The organism is Thioclava kandeliae (assembly GCF_040297545.1).
GTDB lineage: Bacteria > Pseudomonadota > Alphaproteobacteria > Rhodobacterales > Rhodobacteraceae > Thioclava > Thioclava kandeliae.
In genome coordinates this window covers 1-23,378 of the sequence record NZ_JAYWLC010000019.1, presented here as the reverse complement: position 1 = coordinate 23,378, position 23,378 = coordinate 1, and the positions used below count along the sequence as shown (strand labels likewise).

General features: G+C 61.7%; 17 protein-coding genes. 14 read left to right on the top strand and 3 right to left on the bottom strand.

The window, feature by feature from the left end; genetic code table 11:
• The first annotated feature begins 12 nt into the window (after positions 1 to 12).
• Genes VSX56_RS17020 through VSX56_RS17005 form a run of 4 tightly spaced genes read left to right on the top strand, consistent with a single transcriptional unit; the run spans position 13 to position 3,417 of the window.
• Complete coding sequence (locus VSX56_RS17020; protein WP_350938823.1) at positions 13 to 1,059, top strand: ABC transporter ATP-binding protein; 1,047 nt, start codon at positions 13 to 15, stop codon at positions 1,057 to 1,059.
• Entirely contained in the window at positions 1,056 to 1,904 is an 849-nt protein-coding gene (locus VSX56_RS17015) for an ABC transporter permease (protein ID WP_350938821.1), read from the top strand. Before VSX56_RS17020 ends, VSX56_RS17015 begins: the two co-directional genes overlap by 4 nt.
• Positions 1,901 to 2,683, top strand: coding sequence for an ABC transporter permease (locus VSX56_RS17010; protein ID WP_350938819.1), 783 nt, complete (start codon positions 1,901 to 1,903; stop codon positions 2,681 to 2,683). Before VSX56_RS17015 ends, VSX56_RS17010 begins: the two co-directional genes overlap by 4 nt.
• Before the next feature lie 53 nt (positions 2,684 to 2,736).
• Positions 2,737 to 3,417 carry a GntR family transcriptional regulator gene (locus VSX56_RS17005; protein ID WP_339115158.1) on the top strand — a complete coding sequence of 227 codons (681 nt, stop codon included), beginning with the start codon at positions 2,737 to 2,739 and terminating at the stop codon, positions 3,415 to 3,417.
• On the opposite strand, the gene VSX56_RS17000 is transcribed toward VSX56_RS17005, so the two are convergent.
• From VSX56_RS17000 to VSX56_RS16990, 3 genes are all read right to left on the bottom strand, one after another.
• Entirely contained in the window at positions 3,414 to 3,878 is a 465-nt protein-coding gene (locus VSX56_RS17000; RefSeq protein ID WP_339115157.1) for a MarR family winged helix-turn-helix transcriptional regulator, read from the bottom strand. The two genes, VSX56_RS17005 and VSX56_RS17000, sit on opposite strands and share 4 nt — an antisense overlap.
• 337 nt (positions 3,879 to 4,215) lie before the next feature.
• Entirely contained in the window at positions 4,216 to 7,530 is a 3,315-nt protein-coding gene (locus VSX56_RS16995; protein ID WP_350938816.1) for an error-prone DNA polymerase, read from the bottom strand.
• Positions 7,527 to 8,996, bottom strand: a complete 1,470-nt coding sequence (locus tag VSX56_RS16990) for a Y-family DNA polymerase (protein WP_350938814.1) — start codon at positions 8,994 to 8,996, stop codon at positions 7,527 to 7,529. The genes VSX56_RS16995 and VSX56_RS16990 overlap by 4 nt, the downstream gene beginning before the upstream one ends.
• Positions 8,997 to 9,214: 218 nt before the next feature.
• Here VSX56_RS16990 and VSX56_RS16985 point away from each other — a divergent pair, with 218 nt between their 5' ends.
• From VSX56_RS16985 to VSX56_RS16940, 10 genes are all read left to right on the top strand, one after another.
• Entirely contained in the window at positions 9,215 to 10,372 is a 1,158-nt protein-coding gene (locus tag VSX56_RS16985) for an ABC transporter substrate-binding protein (RefSeq protein WP_406871203.1), read from the top strand.
• An 80-nt stretch (positions 10,373 to 10,452) separates the two neighbouring features.
• Entirely contained in the window at positions 10,453 to 13,224 is a 2,772-nt protein-coding gene (locus VSX56_RS16980) for a methyl-accepting chemotaxis protein (RefSeq protein ID WP_350938812.1), read from the top strand.
• 1,361 nt (positions 13,225 to 14,585) lie between these two features.
• Positions 14,586 to 15,614 carry a LacI family DNA-binding transcriptional regulator gene (locus VSX56_RS16975; RefSeq protein ID WP_339115152.1) on the top strand — a complete coding sequence of 343 codons (1,029 nt, stop codon included), beginning with the start codon at positions 14,586 to 14,588 and terminating at the stop codon, positions 15,612 to 15,614.
• Between the two features lie 234 nt (positions 15,615 to 15,848).
• Positions 15,849 to 16,793 carry a sugar ABC transporter substrate-binding protein gene (locus VSX56_RS16970; protein ID WP_350938809.1) on the top strand — a complete coding sequence of 315 codons (945 nt, stop codon included), beginning with the start codon at positions 15,849 to 15,851 and terminating at the stop codon, positions 16,791 to 16,793.
• A 52-nt stretch (positions 16,794 to 16,845) separates the two neighbouring features.
• On the top strand, positions 16,846 to 18,375 hold the full coding sequence (locus tag VSX56_RS16965) for a sugar ABC transporter ATP-binding protein (RefSeq protein WP_350938807.1): 1,530 nt from the start codon (positions 16,846 to 16,848) through the stop codon (positions 18,373 to 18,375).
• Positions 18,376 to 18,411: 36 nt separating this feature from the next.
• Positions 18,412 to 19,431: an ABC transporter permease gene (locus tag VSX56_RS16960; RefSeq protein WP_350938805.1), complete on the top strand. Its 1,020-nt coding sequence runs from the start codon at positions 18,412 to 18,414 to the stop codon at positions 19,429 to 19,431.
• 71 nt (positions 19,432 to 19,502) lie between these two features.
• Complete coding sequence (locus tag VSX56_RS16955; RefSeq protein ID WP_350938803.1) at positions 19,503 to 20,429, top strand: sugar ABC transporter substrate-binding protein; 927 nt, start codon at positions 19,503 to 19,505, stop codon at positions 20,427 to 20,429.
• 45 nt (positions 20,430 to 20,474) lie between these two features.
• Positions 20,475 to 21,368, top strand: coding sequence for a sugar phosphate isomerase/epimerase family protein (locus VSX56_RS16950; protein ID WP_350938801.1), 894 nt, complete (start codon positions 20,475 to 20,477; stop codon positions 21,366 to 21,368).
• A gap of 14 nt (positions 21,369 to 21,382) precedes the next feature.
• On the top strand, positions 21,383 to 22,393 hold the full coding sequence (locus VSX56_RS16945) for a Gfo/Idh/MocA family protein (protein ID WP_350938799.1): 1,011 nt from the start codon (positions 21,383 to 21,385) through the stop codon (positions 22,391 to 22,393).
• 22 nt (positions 22,394 to 22,415) lie between these two features.
• Positions 22,416 to 23,216: a TIM barrel protein gene (locus tag VSX56_RS16940; RefSeq protein ID WP_350938797.1), complete on the top strand. Its 801-nt coding sequence runs from the start codon at positions 22,416 to 22,418 to the stop codon at positions 23,214 to 23,216.
• The last annotated feature ends 162 nt before the right edge of the window (positions 23,217 to 23,378 follow it).

The window sequence follows — 23,378 nt, the reverse complement described above, 5'->3', positions numbered from 1 at the left end:
CCCCGGTAACAGATGACCCAGGTAACGCTCCAGTCTCTTGTGAAGACCTATGGCAAGACACCCGCCCTCAAATCCGTTTCGCTCGAGATCGGCGATGGCGAGTTTGTCTCTCTTCTGGGCCCCTCGGGATGCGGTAAATCCACCACGCTTCGCTGCATCGCGGGGTTCGAGGATATCACCGGCGGGCAGATCCTGTTCGACGGGCGTGATATCTCGCGCAAGTTGCCCGAGGAACGCGATATCGGCATGGTGTTCCAGTCCTATGCGCTTTTCCCGCATATGACGGTCGCGCAGAATCTGGCCTTCGGGTTGCAGATGCGCAAGATCGCCAAATCCGAGATCACGCGCCGTGTCGCGCGCGCCCTCGATATGGTGCAGCTCACCCCCTATGCCGAGCGCTATCCCAAGGCGCTGTCGGGCGGCCAGCAGCAGCGTGTGGCGCTGGCACGGGCTCTGGTGATCGAGCCTGCGATCTTGCTGCTGGACGAGCCTCTGGCCAATCTCGATGCCGCATTGCGTGACGAGATGCGCGGCTTTATCCGCGACCTGCAGCGCCGTGTGGGCATCACCACGATCTATGTCACCCATGACCAGAACGAGGCGATGACCATGTCCGACCGCGTGGTCGTGATGTTCAATGGTGAGATTGCCCAGCAGGGCAGCCCCGAAGAGGTCTATGACCGCCCGCAGACCGAGGCCATCGCGCGGTTTGTCGGCAATGCCAATATCCTGTCGCTGCCGGTCTCGGCAGATGGCGAGGGGGTGGATCTGCCGCAGGGACGCAACCTGCCGCTGGTGGGGGCGCATCTGCCCGCAGGGGCCAGCCTGCGTCTGATGGCGCGACCCGAGCAGATCGGCATTTGCGCGCCCGAGGAGGGCGATCTGGTGGGGCAGGTGATCTCCTGTGCCTTCAGCGGCGGGCATCTGGAATATGTCATCGAGACCGATCTCGGGCCGATGGCGGTGATCTCGCCCACGACCTATCGCGCGAATGAGGGCGAACGCGTGGGGCTCAGCCTCGATCCGGCACGGCTCTGGCCGCTCGGAGCGGACGCATGACGATCTCGCGCACGCGCTCCATGCTGTTGATCCTGCCGGCGGCCATTCTGGTCTTCGGCTTCATCATGCTGCCCTATATCTCGGTGCTGGTGATGAGCTTCCGGCTGCCGGGCGAGGGCCAGACGCCTTATGGCGAGGGCTTTGGTCTGATGGCCTACCGGTCCTTCTTCTCTCAGCCCTATTATCTCGACAGTCTGCCGCAGACGCTGTGGATGGGGGCGCTCACCACCTTCCTGTGTCTCGTGCTGGCCTATCCGGTGGCGCTGCATATCGCGCTGGCCTCGCGGCGCTGGCGGGGGCTTCTCTACGGGCTGGTGCTGTCGCCGCTTCTGGTGGGGATCGTGGTGCGCAGCTATGGCTGGACGATCCTTCTGGGCAATGCCGGTGTCATCAATACGGTTTTGCGTGACTGGGGACTGATTTCGCGGCCTATTCCACTGATGTATAATGATTTCGGCGTAATCCTTGCGCTGGCGCATGTGTTCTTGCCCTTCATGGTGCTGCCGCTTCTGTCGACGCTGTCCCAGATGGACCATTCGGTGGCGCAGGCGGCGCGTTCGCTGGGGGCGAAGCGCTTCACCGTCTTTCGTCGCGTGACGCTGCCGATGTCGATGCCCGGCATCCAGTCGGGCTGTATTCTGGTCTTCGTGCTGGCGGTCTCGTCCTATGTGACGCCCGCGCTGATCGGCGGGATGCGGGTGAAGACAACAACCATCCTCGTGGTGGATGCGCTTCTGGACCAGTATCAATGGCCGTTTGGTGCGGCGATGGCACTGGTGCTGGCGGTCTCGGCGGGGATTATCGTGCTGATCTTCTCGCGCCTGACGCGAATGAAGTGGAAATGACCATGCGGCTTGCCTCTCCCCTCCTGGGTCTGTTGCGCTTCGGCGTCTATGCCTTTTTGCTCGCGCCCATCGTCATCGTCGTGCTGGCCTCGCTCAATGCCGGAAACTTCCTGACCTTCCCGCCGCAAGGCCTGTCCTTGCGCTGGTTCTGGACCTTCCTGGGCAATAAGGTCTTCATCGACGCGATCATCTATTCGACCATCCTGGCGGGCTCGGCCACGGCGGTGTCGATGGTGATCGGCACGATGGCCGCGCTTTATGTGGTGCGCCATGCCGGGCCTGCGCGCGAGGGCTGGCGTATCCTGATGCTCCTGCCGCTGATCCTTCCCGAGATCCTGACGGCGATCGCGCTTTTGTTCTTCTTCTTCGAGATCGGGGTGGGGACCGAGCACAAGATCGCGCTCTTCACGGGCCATGTGCTGATGACGCTGCCCTTCATCTTCCTCAATGTGGTGACGGTGCTACAGGGGCGCGATGATGCCTGCGAGCTGGCCGCGCGCACCCTGGGGGCTACCCGCATGGTAGCCTTCCGCCGCATCACCCTGCCATTGATCGCGCCGGGTCTTGCGACGGGGGCGGTCTTTGCCTTCATCATTAGTTTCGATACTTTCGGCATCTCCTATATGCTCAAGGGCACGGGTTCTGCTCCTCTCCCGATCCAGCTCTATGATTACCTGCGCTTCAACTTCACGCCCGAGGCCGCCGCCGTTTCCACAGTATCGATCATCGTCTCTCTCGCCCTTGTCGTCGTGACGGACTTGCTGTTTGGCCGGAAATGACGCAGCAAGAACATCTTGGATGATTGCCGGATGATGGGACGCGGAGAGGTGTGATGGACGAGATAGGCGGGCCGTTGAAGCTGCGCTCGATCGGAGCGGAGATTGCAGACCGGCTGGAAGCGGCTATCGTCCGTGAGGCGTTCCGCCCCGGCGAGAAGCTGCGCGAGATCGAGATATGCGAGCGGTTCGGGATCTCGCGTTCGCCTCTGCGTGAGGCATTCCAGATCCTCGAAGGGCGCGGGCTGGTCGAACGCAAGCCCCGGCTGGGGACCAGCGTGACGCCCATGTCGCTCAAGGCGCTCGATGATATCACCCTGTGCCGGATCCCGCTCGAGGGCAGCTGTGCACGGCTTCTGGCCGAACATCCCGATCACGAGGCCATCGCGTTGCGTCTCGAGACCTGTCTTGGCGAGATGCGCACCGCATTGGTGGCGCAGGATCTGAGCGAGGGATTCGAGGCCAATGTCCGCCTGACCATGATGCTGCACGAGACCTGCGGCAATCCGGTTCTGGCGCGGCTTTTGCGTCAGCTCGATACCTCGGCGCTACGTTACCGCTATGGTGCCTATATCCGCGATGCGGGTATGCTGGAGCGGATGATCGAGGCCAATGCCGCGATGATCGCCGCGATCCGTGCGGGGAATGGCGATGCGGCCTCCGATCTGACCGAGGATCTGGTGCGCAGCGCATGGCAGGCCACGCGCCGTATCCATAGCGATGCGGGCCGCGCCTAAGCGGTCAGCTCGCCGAGATTGACGAAGACCTTCTCGAGAAGCAGGTTCATCACCAGCTGTTCCTCACGGGAAAACCCCGTGAAGGCATGGGCGAAGATCTCGTCGGCGATCTTGCGTGCGCGCATCCGCATCTCGTTTCCGGCATCGGTCAGGGTCACTTCGGTGACACGGCCATCGCTGGCCCGCGGTCCAGTCATCACCAGCCCCTGTGCCGTCATCCGCTGGATGATTTTCGTCGCCGTATTGGCCTTGATGATACAATGGGTCGAGATTTCCGAGATCGACAGTGCCTTGTCCTCGTAAAGCGACATCAGCACCCGCCAGTAGGCGATGTCCATCCCTTCGGCCTTCAGCCGTGCCTCCATCACCTGCATGTAGCGCGAGGACGTCTGTGTGATCCAGTAGAACGGCCATTCGGCTTTGTTGAAGCCGGCTTCATGCGGAGGAGGCGATGTGGTCATGGGCGGAACAGGTCTCTGGCAGATAGGGAAGGGCGGGCCTTGCAGTCCATACAACCTGATTTGCCGGACTGGCAATAATCCAGAGCCCGAAACAACCCGATTATGCGATTTCGTGAGGATCGATTAAAGCAAGAGGAGGTTAGAGCGGCGGCGATCTCAGGGAGGAGGAGGAGATCGCCGCCTGTTTCCAAGGCTCAGGGAGGAGGAGAGAGCCTTCGAAATTCTGGGCAGCGCTTGGCTGCGTTGGAGTTAAACTACCCAATGTGCCGCGTTGCAGAAAGCCCGATTCTTTGCAGAGCCGCCTTGCATCTGGTGCATGGCCCGCCATCGTGGCACCTTAATGGAAATCGCGGCTGGGAAAGAGCCGTTTGGCCTGCTCGCGCGGGTGGCGGGCCGAACCACGAGGCTGGGACGGGCGGGCGCGGGGCGCATCATCGGCCTGCGGTTGGGTCTGGCCGATCACATCTTCCAGCGGATGGCCCAGATCCGAGAGCCTGTGCGACAGATCCTCGATCCGTGCAGCGATCAGATGGGTGACGATTCCCTCGCGCTGCAGTTTGCCGGTCACGCGCAACAGGCGCCCTCCCATTACGGCGCGGCGGAACTGTTGATAGACCTTGGGCCAGACCACCACATTGGCCACCCCCGTCTCGTCCTCAAGCGTGAGGAACACCACGCCAGAGGCGGTGCCGGGGCGCTGGCGGGTGATCACGAGGCCGCAGATCTTGGTCAGACGCAAGGGCGCGTCCGTCAGCCGGTCATGGGGCAGGGTCTCGGGCAGGGAGGGGCGCAACAGCTCCATCGGATGGGCGCGCAAGGTCAGCCGCATGGCGACATAATCCTCCACCACCTCCTCGCCCAGATGCATATTGGGGAGCGTGACCACAGGCTCGCGCAGCCCTTCGCCATCAAGCGGGTCCGAAAACAGCGGCAAAGGCGCGGGCGCCCGGATCGCCTTCACCGCCCAGAGCGCATCACGCCGTGTCAGCCCCATCGCGCCGAAGGCATCGGCCTCGGCCAGCCGTTCCAGCACGGCAGGCGCGATGCCCGCCCTGAGCCACAGGCTCTCGGGGTCGGGGTAGCCATTGCCGCGTGCCCCCGTGATCCAGTCCGCATCCTCGGCGCGGAAGCCCTTGATCTGGCGGAACCCGAGCCGCAGGGCCAGCGTCCCATCGGCACGGCGTTCCAGCCGGTTGTCCCAAGCGGAATGGTTCACACAGATGGGCCGCACCTCCACCCCGTGCTCGCGCAGATCGCGCACGAGCTGGGCGGGCGCATAGAACCCCATCGGTTGCGAATTGAGAAGCGCACAGGTGAAGATCGCGGGATAGGTGCATTTGAACCACGAGGAGACATAGGTCAGCATGGCAAAGGCCGCCGCATGGCTTTCGGGAAAACCGTAATCGGCAAAGCCTTCGATCTGGGCGAAACAGGCCTCGGCCACCGCGTCGCTATAGCCGCGCGCCTTCATTCCGCGGACGAAACGATCGCGATGCTCGCCGATCGTGCCCATCCGCCGGAACGAGGCCAGCGAGCGGCGCAGCTTGTCGGCCTCTTCTGCCGTATAGCCCGCCCCGATCACTGCGATCTGCATGGCCTGTTCCTGAAAGAGCGGCACGCCCAGCGTCTTGCGGGTCACGGCCTCCAGCTCGGGACCGAAGGGCTCTGGCGCCTCCAGCCCCTGACGGCGGCGTATATAGGGTTTGACCATGCCGCCCTGGATGGGGCCGGGCCGCACGATGGCCACCTCGATCACCAGATCGTAGAACTCCTTCGGCTTCATCCGCGGCAGGAAGTTCATCTGTGCGCGGCTTTCCACCTGAAACACCCCCACCGCATCGGCGCGCTGGAGCATCGCATAGGTTGGTCCGTCGTCCTGCGGAACGCTGTCGAGGCTATGCCGGATGCCTTCGTGCTCCTCCAGCAGATCGAAACTCTTGCGCAGGCAGGTCAGCATGCCCAAAGACAGCACATCCACCTTGAGAATGCCGAGCGCGTCGATATCGTCCTTGTCCCATTCGATACAGGTGCGCCCCTCCATCGCGGCATTCTCGATCGGGCAGAGGTCATCGAGCCGCCCTTGGGTGATGATGAAGCCGCCCACATGCTGGCTCAGATGGCGCGGAAAACCGATGATCTCGCCAATGAGCCGCAATGTTAGCGCGAGGCGATGATCGCTCGGGTCGAGGCCCAGCTCGCGCACGCGGTCAAGGTCGGTTCCGGCATTCGACATCCCCCAGATATCGCCCGAAAGCCGCGCCGTGACATCCTCGCTCAGCCCCATCACCTTGCCCACCTCGCGGATGGCGGCGCGGGTGCGGAAATGGATGACGGTGGCGCAGAGCCCCGCCCGCTGGCGCCCGTAGCGCTGGTAGATCCACTGGATCACCTCCTCGCGCCGTTCATGCTCGAAATCGACGTCGATATCGGGCGGCTCGCCCCGATGGCGCGAGATGAACCGCTCGAAGACCATCCCGATCATATCGGGAGAGACATCGGTGATGCCGAGAAGGTAGCACAGGATCGAATTGGCCGCAGAGCCCCGCCCCTGACACAGGATGCCACGGCTGCGTGCCTCGGTCACGATATCATAAACGGTCAGAAAATAGGGCGCGTAGCCCAGATCGCCCACCAGTTCCAGCTCCTTGGCCATCAGCCCGTAGACCCGCGCCGTTGCCCCGCGCGGATAGCGCCGCGCCAGCCCCTCCTGCGCCAGCCGTTCGAGGCGGGTCTGGGGTGTTTCCTCGCCGGTCTCCTCGAGCGGATATTGGTAGCTCAGCTCGCTCAGGCAGAAGCTGCAGCGCGCCGCGATTTCGAGACTGCGTTTAAGCGCTGCCGGATGGCGGTGATAGAGCCGCGCCATATCGGGCGCGCCTTTCAGGCGGCGTTCGGCATTGGGCAGGGCGCGTGTGCCGATACCGTCGATCTTCATCCCCTCGCGCAGGCAGGTCAGCACATCGGCCAGCTGGCGGCGATGGGCGCGGTGCATGAGCACATCGCCCACCGCCACCATCGGCGCCGAGGCCCGTAGCGCCAGACCTGCGCAGGCATCGAACCACGCCTGATCCGAGCCGTCATAACGCGGCGCTGCGCCGGTAAAGACATAGCCCGGATAGCGGCGCTGCATCCGGCCCAAGGGGCGGGCGGCCAGTGCAGGATCGGCGGGGGGCAGGGCGATGAGGATCACCCCCTCGCAGTGCTCCAGCAGATCGGCCAGCTCCAGATGGCACTCGCCCTTTCCCGCGCGCCTTTTACCAAGGCTGATGAGCCGCGAGAGCCGCTGATAGGCGGCCAGATCGGTGGGCAGCGCCACCCATTCGACCGGATCATCGCGCAGCACCAGCCGCGCCCCCACGATGAGCCGCGGTAGTCTGGGCGCGGGCGGCACCGGCAGATCCTTGGGCTGGCCCATCTCCTGGCGCGAACAGGTATCGACCTGCGAAGAAGATCGCACCCGCAGGCTTTGTGTCATCTCCTCGCGCAGCGCCTTGAGCGCCGAATAGGCCCGCACCACACCCGCCAGAGAGTTGCGGTCGGTGAGGGCAATCGCCTCGAGCTCCAGCTCGGTCGCGCGCAGCATCAGCTCCTCGGGATGCGAGGCACCGGTGAGGAAGGTGAAATTAGAGGTGACACAGAGTTCGGCATAGCTCATGCGAATTCTCCCTGGACGAACCATGCGGGATTTTGCGGCGTATAGAACAGCCAGAGCCTGCGGCCCTCGCGCGTGTCCACCTGCCAGTAATCGCGCAGCCCCGCATGGCGGCCCTCATCGGGCAGCCACCATTCGGGGGCGATGCGTTCGGGGCCGGTGGTGCGACCGGTCTCGAAGCCCATGCGCCGCCAGCGGAAACGGGCGGGCGGGCGCGGGGTCTCCTCTCCCATGGTGCCGGTGACCGGCTCGGGCGGGAAAATCTGCACGGGGCGCGGGCGGGGCGCGCTCCATGCCGGATCGGGCGTGCTGAAGGCGGCGGCCGCAAGGGTGAAGGCGCGTTCGGGGATATGGCTTTCGGCGGGCAGGAAGCGCTGGATGTTCTCCAGCCCGATCCGTGTGCCCAGACGGGTTACCAGATCGTCTAGCTGGTCGGGATTATGGCGCGCATGGCCCAGCTGGACCATAGCCAGAGGTTCGATCCCCACCGCTTCGAGGCGCAGCATATCGATGCCGAACCCTGCATCGACTTCCGCCACCCCGCGCGCGAAAAGCGGCAGGATACGGGCGGGATCGCGCATGGGGGCAGCCAGACGCAACTCGACCTGCTGGCTCGCCTGATCGACACGGCGCAGCGTCAGGAGCAATCGGCGTGCGCCTTTCTCATGGCGGGCGAGCTTGTCGCAAAGCGGCACCAGCAACCGCTCGACCCCGCCCATGACATCGGCGCTGAGCCCGATCGGCTCGGGCAGGCTCATGCGGGTGGCAAAGCTGGGGGCTTCCTCCTCGGGAGTGACCGGTTCGGGCATGATGCCCATCGCCTGATCGAGCCGTTCCATCAGCCCCACCCCGAAACGCCGCGCCAGAGGCGCGCGGGCCGCGCTCTGCAGATCGCCGATCTGGCGCAGCCCCAGCCGCTGGAGGGCGGTGACAGTCTGCGGATCAATCCGCAGCGCGGCCACCGGCAGCTCGGCCAGATCCTGTATATGTCCTTGCCCGTAATGCGCAAAAGCCCATGCCGCGCCGCGGGTATGTCCGGCCCCCAACCGCAAGGTCAGACCGGTGCGGAGCGCGCGCGCGCGCATATCCTCCAGCATCTGCGCCTCGCCGCCAAAGAGATGCGTGGAGCCCGTCACATCCAGCACCAGCCCATCCGCGCCCTCGCGCCCGACCCAAGGACAATAGCGCAACGCCCATCGGCGCAGCCCCGACAGGAAACGGGCATCGAGATCGGGGCGGGCAGGGGCAGTGAGGAGATCGGGGCAGAAGGCACGGGCATCGGCCGCACTCATCCCGCACGCCAGACCTGCCTTCTCGGCCGCATCGTTCAGGCAGCTGAGGCGCTCGGCATTGACCACGCGAAGCGTCAGTGCGAAGGGGCCCGTGACGGAAGAGCCGCGTAAAACGCGGTCTGTGGCCAGTCTTGGAAACCACATGCTGATGATGCGTCTGTCCTGTGCAGCAAACATGACAGGTCCTTTTTGTTCCTGTTATGTTCTTATAATTTTATCGATCCGGAGAGTCGAGGATTCGCTTTGGCACCGAGGCGGATCCGCGTCTCCGTTGAGGGATGGTCCCTGCATTTCGGGAATTGTTTACCACGTTCTCCAAAAACGTGTGCCGATAAGGGATAAAAAACTTTTGGTTGTCATCCTGCTGCCGACATCAATCGCGGGAAGGGATGAGAATGATCAAGTCATTTTGGGGTGCGCTGACGGCAGCATCCGTCATTGCGGCGGCGCCGGTCTGGGCAGAGCAGGGTGTGACCGACAGTTCGGTGAGCTTTGCGCAGGTGGCGGCAATGGAGGGGCCTGCAGCCGCTCTGGGGACGGGGATGAACCTTGGCATCAAGGCCGCCTTCGAAGAGGCTAATGCCGCAGGCGGCGTCAACGGGCGCAAGGTTTCGGTCGAGGGCTTCGACGATGGCTACGAACCCGACCGCTCTGTCGAGCAGGTGCGCAGCGTCATCACCGGCAACGACTATCTGGGGCTGATCGGTCCGGTCGGCACCCCCACGACACAGGCCACACAGCCCTTGGCCACCGAGGCGGGCATGCCCTATATCGGCCCGTTCACCGGTGCGGGCTTCCTCCGCGACCCCAAATTGACCAATGTGGTGAATATCCGTGCGACCTATGGCGCCGAGACCAAAGTCTGGATCGATTATCTGGTGGGCACTCTGGGCCTGAAAGATATCGCCATTCTTTATCAGGATGACGGGTTCGGCCGCGTCGGGCTCGAAGGCGTGACCAAGGCGTTGACCGATCGCGGTATGTCGCTGGTGGCAGAGGGCACCTACACCCGCAACACGGTCGCGGTGAAGACCGCGCTTCTGGATATCCGCAAGGCCAATCCGCAGGCCGTTGTGATGGTGGGGGCCTATAAACCCATCGCGGAATTCATCAAACTGGCCCATAAGATGAAGATGGATGCGGTCTTCGTGAATATTTCCTTCGTGGGGTCCGATGCGCTCTCCAAAGAGCTCGGAGCAGAAGGCGAGGGCGTCATTATCAGCCAGGTCGTGCCCTTCCCGTGGGATGACAGCCTGCCGCTCGTGAAGCAATATCAGGCCGCCCTGAAAACGGTCGCGCCCGATGCTGCACCGGGCTTCGTGACGCTCGAAGGCTATATCACCGGCCGTGTTGCATTGGCTGCGCTCGAAAAAGCGGGGACCGATGTGACCCGCGAAAGCTACCTAGCCGCATTGCAGGATCTGGGCACACTCGATCTGGGGGGCTTCTCGCTCACTTATGGCGCCGGCGACAATCAGGGCTCGGATGACGTGTTCCTGACCGAGATTCAGGCGGATGGCTCCTTCAAACCGCTCGCATTGGGCGATGGCTGATATCTGATAGCTGCCCCCGCTTGTAGATCAAGCGGGGGACATCGATCTCTCCGATTTCTAGAGTTTGGAAAGTTCTCTGCATGCCACTGGCGAAGAAGTTATTTGGAAGTATCATGCTGCGCGTCATGATGATCATTGCCGTTATCGGTGCGATGACAATCACCGCAGTGGTCATTGGATGGACCGTGTTCCAGTCCATTTCAGGTGCAGTGACGGACTTTACAGCAAACCGTTTGCCGCTTTTGCAAGATAGTGCTCGAATTACAGCAACGGCAGGCAAGATGCGGGGACATCTGATTGATCTGATGACGGCCCCGTCTGCAGAGGCGCTGCGCACGATCGGAGAAGAGACCGAGAAAACGCTTGATGAGACAAGAGAGATCATCTCGGGTCTGCCGGCGGAGCGCCAGCAGGCATTGATGGACGCTTTAGCCAAAACCGATGCCGCCCTGAACACCCTGCGTGCCGCGCGCGCCGACGAATACCAGCAAGAGGAGATGATTTCCCATGCTGTCGAAGAGGCGGCCGGGCTTGAGGTCGATGTCGCCACGGCGCTGGCGGATGCGGTAGACAACGCCTATTTCGACATGGTCCTGAGCGGGGAGGACACGATATCCCAAGTGGATGAAAACCTGACAACCCTTTTGGATCAGGATGTAGCGCAGCTGACGACCGCTTTACAGGCACGGGCGGAAATGAACCTGATCTCGGGACTTGCGCTGAGCGCGGTACAGACGGCAGATCCAGCGATCCGGTCCATTCTGGCGGATATTGCGCAGGCCTCGAGCAACAGCCTGACGGAGCTTTTGCAAGACCTGGCAACATCCGAGCAGACGCAACCTGCCGCCGCCGCAGTCACAAATTTGCAGACCCGCCTGATGCCCGTCTTTACCTCATGGAGTGCGGCGAGCTCCGTGGATACCGCCGAAATCTTCGAGTTGCGGCGCCTGGCAGAACTCGAACTCAACACGGCCCTTGATGATATCGGCTTCGATCTGATTATTAAAGGTGACGATACAAAAACGGCCAACCAGACGGCGTTACGTTCCCTTCTGGACGAACAGGTCCGGATGATCCGGAACATGGGCGCATTGGACGCTAGCACGAAGCACTTCTTTGCCGAGGCGCTTCACACCGCCTTGGCACGAGACCCGCTCGAGTTGGCACGCCGGCAAAGCGTACTCGTGACAGCGGGAAGAGAGCTGACCGCCCTTAGTGCGACCGCAGATCCCGAACTACAGGGCCGGATCGGCCATCTGGTAAAACTGGCGGACCCCGAGACCGGACTTGCGGCCAACCGTGCCCTCGGTTTTGCGGCAAGCACCCGTGCGGGCGAAGCCCAGATAGATGCCGCGCAAAACGTCACGGAAATTGCCGATCTGATTGCAACGGAGGCGAATGGTGCACGCTCAGCCATCATCGAAATTTCCAAGATGATATCGGCAGACGTCTCGTCCGCACAGACGCAGATTGGCGGCATCGGTATACTTGCTCTTATCATTATCGTGATCGCTCCGGCATTTGCATGGGTCATGATCATCAAGCCGCTCAATCTGATCACACGCGTGACGGAACGCCTTTCCCAAGGCGATCTGGCTCCGGTAAACGGGCTGCCCAGTAGCGGCGAGTTGGGCCGGTTAGCAACGGCCCTATCGATTTTCCGCAACAACGCACTTGACCAGAAACGCCTGCAACAGGAAGAAAAAGACCGCGAACTCGCAGATCGTGCCCGCGAGAAAGCCGCTGCCGAGGAGGCGCGCCGCCGAGAAGAGGAAGAAGAGGCCCGCGAGAAACAGCGTCAGGCCGATGAGGATGCGCGCGCGCGGGAGGATGCTGCGCGGATCGAGGCGCAACGTCAGCAGGAAGAGGCTCGACAGGCACAGCAAGCCCGCGAGACGAGACAGGTCGTCACGGCCCTCGCCCAAGGGCTGGCCGCTTTGTCGCAAGGTAATCTCGCGCATCGCATCAACGAAGAATTTCCGACCGATTACGAAGCCTTGCGCCATGACTTCAATGTTGCGATCGGTAATCTGGGCGAGGTCATCCGGCAGGTGACGGATTCTGTGTCGGTTATCGGCGCCTCGTCCACGGAGATCGCGCAAGCCTCCTCCGATCTATCCCGGCGCACGGAATCCACCGCGGCCACGCTCGAAGAAACAGCTGCGGCGCTGAATGAGTTGACGGCCTCCGTTTCGTCTTCGACCGAAAGCGCAAAACGTGCGAATATGCGGGTCATATCGGCCCGTGAAAGTGCCGAAACGAGCCGAAGCATCGTTACCGACGCCGTCTCTGCAATGGGCAGCATCGAACATTCGTCACAGGAAATCAGCAAGATCACCTCGGTTCTCGACGATATCGCATTCCAGACTAATTTGCTTGCGCTCAATGCAGGGGTCGAAGCAGCACGGGCGGGTGAAGCAGGGCGTGGGTTTGCAGTCGTGGCGTCCGAAGTGCGCGCCCTTGCATTACGGGCGGGAGAGGCCGCCAGCCAGATCAACGGTCTGATCGCTGCATCGAACAGCCATGTTCAGAACGGCGTGGCCTCGGTTGGTCAGGTCAGCGAAGCGCTGGAGAATATCGTAAGTTTCGTGAAAGAAATCTCGGAGAATGTCGCGGGGATCTCCGCAACATCGGATGAGCAGCTCTCGGGGATTGGCGAGATCAATTCCGCGGTCGGACAGCTGGACGGGACGACTCAAAAGAATGCAGCGATGTTCGAGGAGACAGCAGCGGCCTGCGGCGCGCTCGAACGCGAAGCGTTGCAACTGACACAGGTCGTGGACCGCTTCCATATTCCGCTCACCGATACGGGTCTGGGAGATCACGATGGGTTCGCGCAAGATGTTGCATAATGCCTGGAAGACCAACTCGGGCTCAGGTTCCATGTGATGGTGTGGTTCCAAAGGGGGCTTGAACTTACTGTCGGGTCGCGCAGGCCGGTCTATTCTTCGGTCTGCTTCCTTCGGATAGCGGCTCGTGCAAGGGCTTACGAAGGCCGAGACCACATGCCTGCTGCTCTTGGCCCATATGGACCAAGGCAATGCGCTAACAATGGCCGTGGCATTGTTGTTATATCGTCGAGAGCCCCTGCGATGTAGCCGCATTTCTACTTGCGTGTGCATTGGATGGGATCAGCTAGACATCGGCAGGCCGCGATGTACACGATCGCGCAAGAACTCGGTCCGGAAGCTCGGCCTCTGACGCCCTTACAGATATTCCCGAAGCTTCATACCTGCTATCGGTCTTACCCCTCACCACAATGGTGACGGCGATGCTGATGAACTCAGCTGGCGCACTTTGATCCTGTTCGTATCGATCCGGAGAAAGGGCCGGTGCCCTCGATGGGTGGTGTCATGAAAAGGCCGACACAATCATCGCCTGTATCAGATTATCTGCGGATCGCCTCGAAACGCTATGAACATAGGCCTCCTCATTAATAGCGATCCGCGCCTTTGCGATCGCTCGACGTGTCCTTAGAGAAAGACAGCCGATACGCACCGGTCCGCGCCAATATCGAACTCCATCAGGTGCTCCGCAGTGACGCCAATCATCTCGCCCAACAAACCGGTATCGCGGCTCAGCGCGAGAAGCGCGAAGGCTCATCATGGATTTGCTTATCAGGTTTCTGGGATCTGATGATGTTTCAGACCCCCTCACAAAAAATCTGATGGCCATCGGAGCTCCATCACCCTCCCCAGAATAAGATCGAGGGTCTGGCACGACCAGTTGGACCTCCATCTCGTCGAGAATATGGATGCGGTGCCGTAGGTTGCCATCGAGTGACTCTGGTCTTGCAAAAACAAGTGTCCCAACATGGGGAACGGCGGGACAATGCCCGCCCATAAACCGAAAATGGCTGTCGAAATTCTATGATCCACCCCCGCAAAAATCGTGGCGGGCGCATGTCATAAAACACGGGGCAGAATCTCTTCTATCCCGACCGATTGTAATGTCTCAGAAAAGCGCGCAATCGCAAAAGAATAGTCGCGCTGTCTTCCATCAGAGGGCGCGGGAGCGTCTTGCCGGACCGGCCACGCGGCAACGGGCTGGCTTGCGACCGTTCAGCATAGGATTTCCGGCTATCCCGCAGGAAACTTGCAGATTTGATAGAAAATGAAAGCCTGATGATGACAGTATTTCATTTTCTGCTGAACTTCCGGCATCAGTAGAGCCGAGGAGACATGTGGGGCTTTTGCTCGGGGAGGGGAAACAGATGGGCAGACCGACGATTACGGATCTGGCGCGCGCCGCTGGGGTCAGTGTGGCGACAGTCGATCGCGTGCTCAACGGGCGCTCGCCCGTGCGCGAGGAGACCGCCAAGAAGGTTCATCAGGCGGCCGTAACTATCGGCTATCATGGCAGCAATATGATCCGGCAGCGCATTCTGGCGGACCGGCCGACCCTGCGCCTTGGGGTGGTGCTGCAAAAACCCAGGCATAGTTTCTATCTCGAATTCATCAGCGCCTTCGAGCGGCAGGTGCAGGCGATCCTGACCCGCCGCATACAGCTTGTCTTCCATCATCCTCAATCGACGGATCCGGCGGAGTTGGCCGATATTCTGGAGGGCCTGACCGGCCGGGTCGATGCGGTTGCAGCCACAGGCGTCGACCATCACCGGATCACGGCGGCCGTGGGGGTGCTCAAGGCCGCGGGTATTCCGGTGTTTTCGCTTTTGTCGGATTTCGCGCAGGGGGTGCGCGAGAGCTATTTCGGCATGAACAATCTCAAGATCGGACGGCAGGCGGGATGGTGTATCTCGAAGATCAGCAAGCGGCCCGGCAAGGTCGCACTGTTTATCGGCAGCTCGCGCTATCATGGGCATGTGATGCGCGAGACGGGGTTTCGCTCCTATCTGCGCGATGTGGCCCCCGAATTCGAGATGATCGACACCCAGATCAATCTGGAAACGCGGGCATTGACCCATGAGGCGACGCTGGAACTGCTCGACCGACATCCCGATCTCTGCGGCCTTTATGTGGCGGGAGGCGGGATGGAGGGCGCGATCTCGGCGCTCCGCGAGACGCGCGGGCCGGAGGAAGTCCTGCTGATCGTGAACGAGTTGACGCCGGAATCACGGCTGGCCCTTCAGGACGGCTATGCCGCAATGGTCTTTGGCACTCCGATCGAGGATCTGGTGCGCGAATTGCTCGATGTCATCGTTTCGACCCATGAGAATGGCACGGCTGCCGTTCCGGGGCAGCGGTTCTTCCCGCCGCAGCTGTGGACCTCGGAGATTGTATGATGATGGGTTTCTTTCATTTCCGCTGTCTCTATCTCTCACGAATGAAGCGCCATGACGTTTCAACATGATTGACGGATGTTAACGGAATAGGGATCTTTCCCTAGCGCCAAAGCGGAGAGGAGCCGCTGCGGTGCTATCGGGGCATGTATCGCGCCGCATGGGAGCGGCCCGTAGTCCCGATCATCCGGCAAGACCTGAGCGACGCTGCCGGACGTCGTATCTGGAGGAGAACATATGAAAACGCTTTTGGTATCGACCGCTTTGGCGGCATCGATGGCTGGTGCCGTGCATGCAGAGAATATCGGCGTGTCCATGGCCCTGTTCGACGATAATTTCCTGACCGTGCTGCGCAACGGGATGATTGGTTATGGCGAGGGGCTCGAAGGGGTGACCCTGCAGGTCGAGGATGCCCAGAATGATGTGGGCAAGCAATTGAACCAGATCCAGAATTTTGTGGCGCTTGGCGTTGATGCGATCATCGTTAATCCGGTGGATACTGACGCCACGATGGCCATGAGCCAGGCCGCAGCCGATGCCGGCATTCCGCTCGTCTATGTCAACCGCATTCCGGTCAATCTCGACCAGCTTCCCGATAACCAGGCCTTTGTAGGCTCGGACGAGAAGGAATCGGGCACGCTGGAGGCGCAGGAAGTCTGCCGCCTTCTGAAAGAACAGGGAAAGGGCGAGGGTGCCAAGGCGCTGGTGATGATGGGGGAGCTGTCCAATCAGGCGGCGCGGATGCGCACGCAGGACATCCATGACGTGATCGCAACCGATGACTGTTCGTTTATCGAGATCGTCGACCAGCAGACCGCGATGTGGTCGCGCACGCTGGGCACCGACCTGATGACCAACTGGCTTTCGGCGGGCCTGCAATTCGATGCGGTGATCTCCAATAACGACGAGATGGCGATCGGGGCCATTCAGGCGCTGAAAACCGCAGGCATCCCGATGGAGGATGTGGTCGTGGGCGGGGTCGATGCCACGGCCGATGCGCTGACCGCCATGTCACAGGGCGATCTGGATGTGACCGTCTTCCAGAATGCGGCGGGGCAGGGGCGTGGCGCGGTTGATGCGGCACTCAGCCTTGCGCGCGGCGAGGATCTGGAGCGCACTGTCTATGTGCCCTTCGAGCTCGTCACCCCCGACAATCTTGCCGATTACACCGCCAAGAACTGAGGCCCAGAGGGGGCGTCCGCGCCCCCTTTCCGTATGCGAGAGGGAGGATCACATGCCAGATGGTGCCAAGGCCTTTGCCCACGAACCCTATCAGGGCGAGTATATTCTGGAAGTCGATAAGGTTCGTAAGGAGTTTCCCGGCGTGGTGGCGCTCGATGATGTGCAGCTGCGCATCCGTCCGGGCACGGTCCATGCGCTGATGGGCGAGAACGGCGCGGGCAAATCGACGCTGATGAAGATCATCGCCGGTGTCTATACGCCCGATCGCGGCGAGGTGCGTTTTGCGGGGCGGCCTCTGGATATCAAGACGCCCGTTGATGCGCTGAACTCCGGTATCGCGATGATCCATCAGGAGCTGAACCTGATGAACACCATGACGGTGGCCGAGAATATCTGGATCCGGCGCGAGCCGAAGAACGGGTTCGGTCTGGTCGATCATGCGCGTATGCGGGCGATGACGCAGGCGCTGTTCGACGATCTGAATATCGGGCTCGATCCTGCGGCGATGGTGGGCGATCTGACGGTCGCGCAAAAGCAGATGGTCGAGATCGCCAAGGCGGTGAGCTACAATTCCGATGTGCTGATCATGGATGAACCCAGCTCGGCGATCACCGAGACCGAGGTCGAACATCTCTTCGCCATCATCCGCGATCTGCGCGCGAAAGGCGTGGGGATCGTCTATATCACCCATAAGATGAACGAGTTGTTCGAGATTGCAGATGAGCTGACCGTCTTCCGCGATGGCCAGTATATCGCGACCGTCAGTGCCAGCGACGTGACCCGCGACGACATCATCCGCATGATGGTGGGCCGCGAGATCACCGATATGTTTCCCAAGATCGACTGCGAGATCGGGGAAACCATCCTCGAGGTCCGCGGGCTCACATTGCCGGGGACGTTCCATGATGTCAGCTTCAGCCTGCGCCGGGGCGAGATCCTCGGGCTGGCAGGGCTCGTGGGGTCGGGGCGCTCGAATGTGGCCGAGGCGATCTTCGGTGTGACCCCTGCCGCTTCGGGCGAGATCCTGATCGACGGGGTGCCCGTCGCGATGGCCTCGCCTCAGGTGGCGATGGAACACGGGCTGGCCTTCCTGACCGAGGATCGCAAGGAGACGGGCTGTTTCCTGCAACTCGACTGTCTGGCCAATATCCAGATGGCGCTTCTGACGCGCGACAAGGTCAGTGGTCTGGGTTTTGTAAAACAGAAGGAAATCAAGGCGCTGGCCGAAGATTATGCCGCCAAGCTGCGGGTGAAGACCCCCAATCTGGCGGAGACGGTGGAAAATCTCTCGGGCGGAAACCAGCAGAAGCTGCTGATCGCGCGCTGGCTTCTGACCAATCCGCGCATCCTCATTCTCGACGAGCCGACGCGCGGGATCGATGTGGGCGCGAAATCCGAGATCCACCGTCTGATCACCCAGCTGGCAGGGCAGGGGGTGGCGGTGCTGATGATCTCGTCGGAACTGCCGGAGGTCTTGGGCATGTCGGACAGGATCATGGTGATGCATGAAGGCCATGTGAGTGGCTTCCTTGATCGGGCGGAGGCCGATCAGGTGCGTGTGATGGAGCTTGCGGCGAAATAACGCCGCAAGTCAGGGGAGTTAGGGAGGAATGCCATTATGGCGACGCAAGATGTAAATATGGAGGATGCGCGGGGCACGGCGCATCGCAAGTTGCCGCAGGAGGTGAATATCCTGTTGGTGCTTGTCGGGATTGCCATTGTTTTCGAGATTTTGGGCTGGGTCTTTCAGGGGCAGTCCTTTCTGGCCAATATCGACCGTCTGAAGATCATGATCCTGCAGGTCTCGGTGGTGGGGATCATCGCCGTGGGGGTGACGCAGGTCATCATCTCGGGGGGGATCGACCTGTCCTCGGGCTCGGTCGTGGGGGCCGTCGCGATGGTCTCGATGTCCTTCGCGCAATCGGCGGAATATGCGCGGGCGGTCTATCCGGCGCTGACCGATATGCCGGTGATCGTGCCGATCCTGATCGGGCTTGCTTGCGGGGCGGTGGCCGGTTTCATCAATGGCTGGCTTATCGCCTATACCAAGATCCCGCCCTTCATCGCGACTTTGGGGATGATGGTGGCGGCGCGCGGTTTTGCCAAATGGTATACCAAGGGACAGCCGATCTCTTTCCCCACCGAGAGCTATGCGATGCTCGGCAGGGGAATGACGCCCGTCTATATCTTCATCGCGGTGGCTGTAATCTTCCATATCGCGATGAAATATACCCGCTATGGCAAGTTTACCTATGCGATTGGCGCCAATCCGCAGGCCGCGCGTGTCTCGGGGATCAATGTCGAGCGCCATATTATCAAGCTCTATATGGTCGCGGCCATGCTTGCCGCGCTTGCGGGCATCGTGGTCGCCGCCCGCGGCCAGACCGCGCAGGCCGGCATGGGCCTGATGTATGAACTCGACGCCATTGCGATGGCGGTGATCGGCGGCACGTCTCTGGCAGGTGGACGCGGCTCGATCATCGGGACCTCGATCGGCATGGTGATCTTCGGGGTCATCATCTCGGGGTTCACCTTCCTCCGGCTCGACGCCTATTACCAGGAAATGATCAAGGGCGTGATCATCGTGGCCGCCGTGGTCGTGGACACCTACCGCCAGAAAAAACGCATCAAGAAATAACCTCCCCCGCGGGGCGGCGAGAGGCCGCCCCGTGTGAGCCATGACGATTATCTATCAACGGGAGAGAGACAATGAAGACCAGACTTGCAGCCCTCGCGCTAGGCACTGCCCTGACGGCGGGGATGGCCCATGCCGAGACAACCGTGGGTGTGTCGATGACCAGTTTCGATAACCCCTTCCTCACCATTCTGCTGGACGGTATCCGCAGCGAGGCCGCGACCCATTCCGATCTGACGCTCTCGGTCGAGGATGCCCAGCTCGATGTGGCCCGCCAGCTCAATCAGGTGCAGAACATGGTGGCCAATGGCGTCGATGCGATCATCGTCAATCCGGTGGATGGGGCGGCCACGCCCGCGATGACGGCGGTCGCGCGCGATGCGGGCATCCCCATCGTCTATGTCAACCACCCGCCCGCCGAGCATGAGAACATGCCCGAGGGCGCCTCCTTCGTGGGCTCCGACGAGAAACAGTCGGGCACCATGCAGACAAAGGCCGTCTGCGAGATGCTGGGCGGGAAGGGCAAGGTGCTGGTGCTGATGGGCCCTCTGGAGAACGAGGCCTCGATGGTGCGCACCCGCGACATCGAGGAGGTGATCTCCCAAGCCCCCTGTGACGGGATGGAGATCGTCGACAAGCAGGTGGGCAACTGGAACCGCACCCAAGGCGCGGATCTGACCACCAACTGGCTGACGGCGGGCATCCCCTTCGATGCGATCATCTCGAATAATGACGAGATGGCGATCGGGGCGATCCAGTCGCTGCGCGCGGCAGGGGCCGATATGGACCGGATCGTGGTGGCCGGTATCGATGCCACGCCCGACGGGCTGGCCGCGATGCGCGCGGGCGATCTGGATGTGACCGTGTTCCAGAACGCGACGAAACAGGGGCAGGTGACGTTGCAGACCGCGCTCGACATGGCCGCGGGCCAGAGTGTCGAGGGCAATATCTGGGTGCCGTTCGAGCCCGTCACCCCCGACACGCTCGACCAGTATAACTGACACAGCGTGGCGGGGCCTGCCCGCCACAAGACGACCGGAGTTTTCATGAAACATACGCTAGACCCGCATATGATCCGCCATCTTTCGCTGGAGGAGACCTGCCGCAAGACCGCCGAGCTGGGTTACGATTATATCGAACTCTCGCCGCGCCCCGATTTCCTGTCCTGGTGGACGCGCCCCAAGGTCTATCCCGAGCGGATTGCCAGCTTCAAAAAAGCGCTGAAGGACCATGGCGTGGGTCTGGCGACGCTGCAGCCGATGTATCGCTGGGCCAGCCCCTATCCCGATGAATGGGAGAACGCGATCGACAACTGGAAACGCGCCATCGAGATCGCGATCGAGATGGACTGCCCGATGTTCGTCTCCGAATTCGGCCGCGGAGGCTCGCCCAACCGCTCGCTGAATGACCGTTCGGGCGTGCACCGCCCCGAGACCTGCGAGATGCAGTTCTTCCGCGCGATGGATATCCTCGTGCCGATCCTCGAGCGGGAGGGGCTGACCCTGTCGCTGGAAGCCCATCCCGAAGACTGGCTCGAGGAGATCGCGCCGGCCATCGATATCATCAAGACGATCAATTCGCCCGCGGTGAAGGCGTCTTTCATCGCGCCGCATACCTTCTTCTACGGCCCCGATATGGAGGCGAACCTGCGCGCCACGGCGGGCCATCTGGTCCATGTGCGTCTGGCCGACACCTATGACCATAACAAGTCGTCGGAGCTGCGCTATATCGTGAACCCGCCGGAATCCAAGGTGCGGGTGCACCAGCATCTGGATATCGGGCAGGGCGAGATCGACTGGGATCTCTTCTTCAAGACACTGGCCGATATGGAGTTCGACGGTGTGCTGTCGAATTGCGTCTTTGCCTGGGAGGACCGCGCCGAGGCGAGCGCCGCCTCCATGCTGGCCTCGACCAAAAGCTATATCGCGAAATATTTCTGATAAGGATCAATCCTATGACCGTAAGAGTAGGTGTTATCGGCACCGGCATGATCGGGCGCGATCATACGCGCCGTCTGCAACAGGTTCTGGCAGGGGCCCACGTGGTGGCGCTGGCCGATTACAGTTTCGATGCGGCCCGCGCCGCGCAGGCCGATCTCGCGCCCGAAGCCACCGTCTATGCCACGGGCGAGGAGCTGATCGCAGCTGCGGATGTGGACGCCATCCTCGTCACCTCGACGGGCTCGACCCACGAGGCCTATGTTCTGGCCGCGATTGCCGCGGGCAAACCCTGTTTCTGCGAGAAGCCGCTGGCCACGACCGCCGAGGGGGCCAAGCGCATCGTCGATGCGGAAGTGGCGCATGGCACACGCCTCGTGCAGGTCGGGTTCATGCGCCGCTATGATGCGGGCTACCGGATGCTCAAGGAGGTGGTCGACACCCAGATCGGCACACCGCTGATGGTCCATGCCGCCCATCGCAACCCGTCCGTGCCCGAAGCCTATCTGACGCCGATGGCGATCCATGACACGCTGATCCACGAGATCGATGTGCTGCGCTGGCTGCTGGATGATGACTATGTCTCGGCGCAGGTGGTGTTCCCGCGCGCCTCCTCGAAGGCCCATGCCAAGCTGCGCGATCCGCAGGTGGTTCTGCTGGAAACCGCCAAGGGCGTGCGCATCGATGTCGAGGTCTTCGTGAATTGCACCTATGGCTATGACATCCAGTGTCAGGTCGTGGGCGAGGAGGGGCTTGCCAATCTGCCCGAGCCGATGGCCATCACCAAGCGTCTGGGTGCCGAGCTGAAGAACGATATCCTGACCGACTGGAAGGACCGTTTCGTCGCGAGCTATGATGTCGAGCTGAAGGACTTCATCGCGGCCGCGCAGGCGGGCACCGCCTCGGGACCCTCGGCATGGGATGGCTATGTCGCGGCGATCACCTCCGATGCCTGCGTCACCGCACAGGATAACGAGGGCACGATCATCCCGATCACCCTGCCAACCCGCCCCGCTCTCTATAACTGAACCCTTTGCCAAAGGTGAGATCATGCGTTTTGCACTCAATCATATCTGCACACCGAAACTGTCGCTGGCCGAATTCTTTGCGCTGTGCCGCCGTCAGGGCGTGACCGAGGTCGAGATCCGTAACGACATTCCCGATATCCTGGGCACGATGGCCCCCGCCGAGGTGCGGGCGCTGGCCGAGGAATACGGGATCACGATCCTCTCGATCAACGCGCTCTATCCGTTCAATGTCTGGTCGGGCGACCTGCCTGCCCGTGCCGAGGCGATGGCCGATTATGCCGCCTCCTGCGGGGCCAAGGCGCTGGTGATGTGCCCGCTCAATGACGGCACGCCGGTCTCCTTCGAGGACACCGTCGCGGCGCTCCAGGCCATGAAACCGGTGCTCGAGGCGCGCGGCCTCACGGGGCTTGTCGAGCCGCTGGGCTTTCCGGTCTCTTCGCTGCGTCTGAAATCGGTGGCGGTGAAGGCCATCGAGGCGGCGGATGGCATGGGCACCTACAAGCTGATGCATGACACTTTCCACCATCATCTGGCCTCCGAGACCGAGTTCTTCCCCGAAATGACCGGTCTGGTGCATCTGTCGGGCGTGACCGATCCGGAGGTGGCCGTCGAGGATATGCTCGATGCGCATCGGGTGCATGTCGATGGCGCGGACCGGCTTGAAAATATCGCCCAGATCCGCAAGCTGATCGAGCTTGGCTATCAGGGAGCCTTCTCCGTCGAGCCTTTCGCGGAGGAGGTGCATCTGGCCAAGGATCCCGAGGCGCAGATTGCGGCGAGCCTTATCTATATGCGCAAGGCAGTCGCCGCCGCGGATGCCTGAAACGCGGTATCACCGCAGGTAAAAGCCCGGTCGGAAGCGTGGTCTTCCGGTCGGCCTATGGGCCTCACCAGCGCCCTGCAAGAATTGGACGGACATTATGAAACCATTGGATGTAATTACGATTGGTCGCGCTGGCGTTGACCTTTACGGCTCGCAGGTTGG

What these genes read in the sequence shown, in the direction of transcription:
- VSX56_RS17010 (WP_350938819.1), top strand. Translation starts at nt 1,901, where the DNA reads ATGACCATGCGGCTTGCCTCTCCCCTCCTGGGTCTGTTGCGCTTCGGC.
- VSX56_RS16990 (WP_350938814.1), bottom strand. Translation starts at nt 8,996, where the DNA reads ATGTTTGCTGCACAGGACAGACGCATCATCAGCATGTGGTTTCCAAGA.
- VSX56_RS17000 (WP_339115157.1), bottom strand. Translation starts at nt 3,878, where the DNA reads ATGACCACATCGCCTCCTCCGCATGAAGCCGGCTTCAACAAAGCCGAA.
- VSX56_RS16965 (WP_350938807.1), top strand. Translation starts at nt 16,846, where the DNA reads ATGCCAGATGGTGCCAAGGCCTTTGCCCACGAACCCTATCAGGGCGAG.
- VSX56_RS17005 (WP_339115158.1), top strand. Translation starts at nt 2,737, where the DNA reads ATGGACGAGATAGGCGGGCCGTTGAAGCTGCGCTCGATCGGAGCGGAG.
- VSX56_RS17015 (WP_350938821.1), top strand. Translation starts at nt 1,056, where the DNA reads ATGACGATCTCGCGCACGCGCTCCATGCTGTTGATCCTGCCGGCGGCC.
- VSX56_RS16955 (WP_350938803.1), top strand. Translation starts at nt 19,503, where the DNA reads ATGAAGACCAGACTTGCAGCCCTCGCGCTAGGCACTGCCCTGACGGCG.
- VSX56_RS16975 (WP_339115152.1), top strand. Translation starts at nt 14,586, where the DNA reads ATGGGCAGACCGACGATTACGGATCTGGCGCGCGCCGCTGGGGTCAGT.
- VSX56_RS16950 (WP_350938801.1), top strand. Translation starts at nt 20,475, where the DNA reads ATGAAACATACGCTAGACCCGCATATGATCCGCCATCTTTCGCTGGAG.
- VSX56_RS16970 (WP_350938809.1), top strand. Translation starts at nt 15,849, where the DNA reads ATGAAAACGCTTTTGGTATCGACCGCTTTGGCGGCATCGATGGCTGGT.
- VSX56_RS17020 (WP_350938823.1), top strand. Translation starts at nt 13, where the DNA reads ATGACCCAGGTAACGCTCCAGTCTCTTGTGAAGACCTATGGCAAGACA.
- VSX56_RS16980 (WP_350938812.1), top strand. Translation starts at nt 10,453, where the DNA reads ATGCCACTGGCGAAGAAGTTATTTGGAAGTATCATGCTGCGCGTCATG.
- VSX56_RS16960 (WP_350938805.1), top strand. Translation starts at nt 18,412, where the DNA reads ATGGCGACGCAAGATGTAAATATGGAGGATGCGCGGGGCACGGCGCAT.
- VSX56_RS16940 (WP_350938797.1), top strand. Translation starts at nt 22,416, where the DNA reads ATGCGTTTTGCACTCAATCATATCTGCACACCGAAACTGTCGCTGGCC.
- VSX56_RS16985 (WP_406871203.1), top strand. Translation starts at nt 9,215, where the DNA reads ATGATCAAGTCATTTTGGGGTGCGCTGACGGCAGCATCCGTCATTGCG.
- VSX56_RS16945 (WP_350938799.1), top strand. Translation starts at nt 21,383, where the DNA reads ATGACCGTAAGAGTAGGTGTTATCGGCACCGGCATGATCGGGCGCGAT.
- VSX56_RS16995 (WP_350938816.1), bottom strand. Translation starts at nt 7,530, where the DNA reads ATGAGCTATGCCGAACTCTGTGTCACCTCTAATTTCACCTTCCTCACC.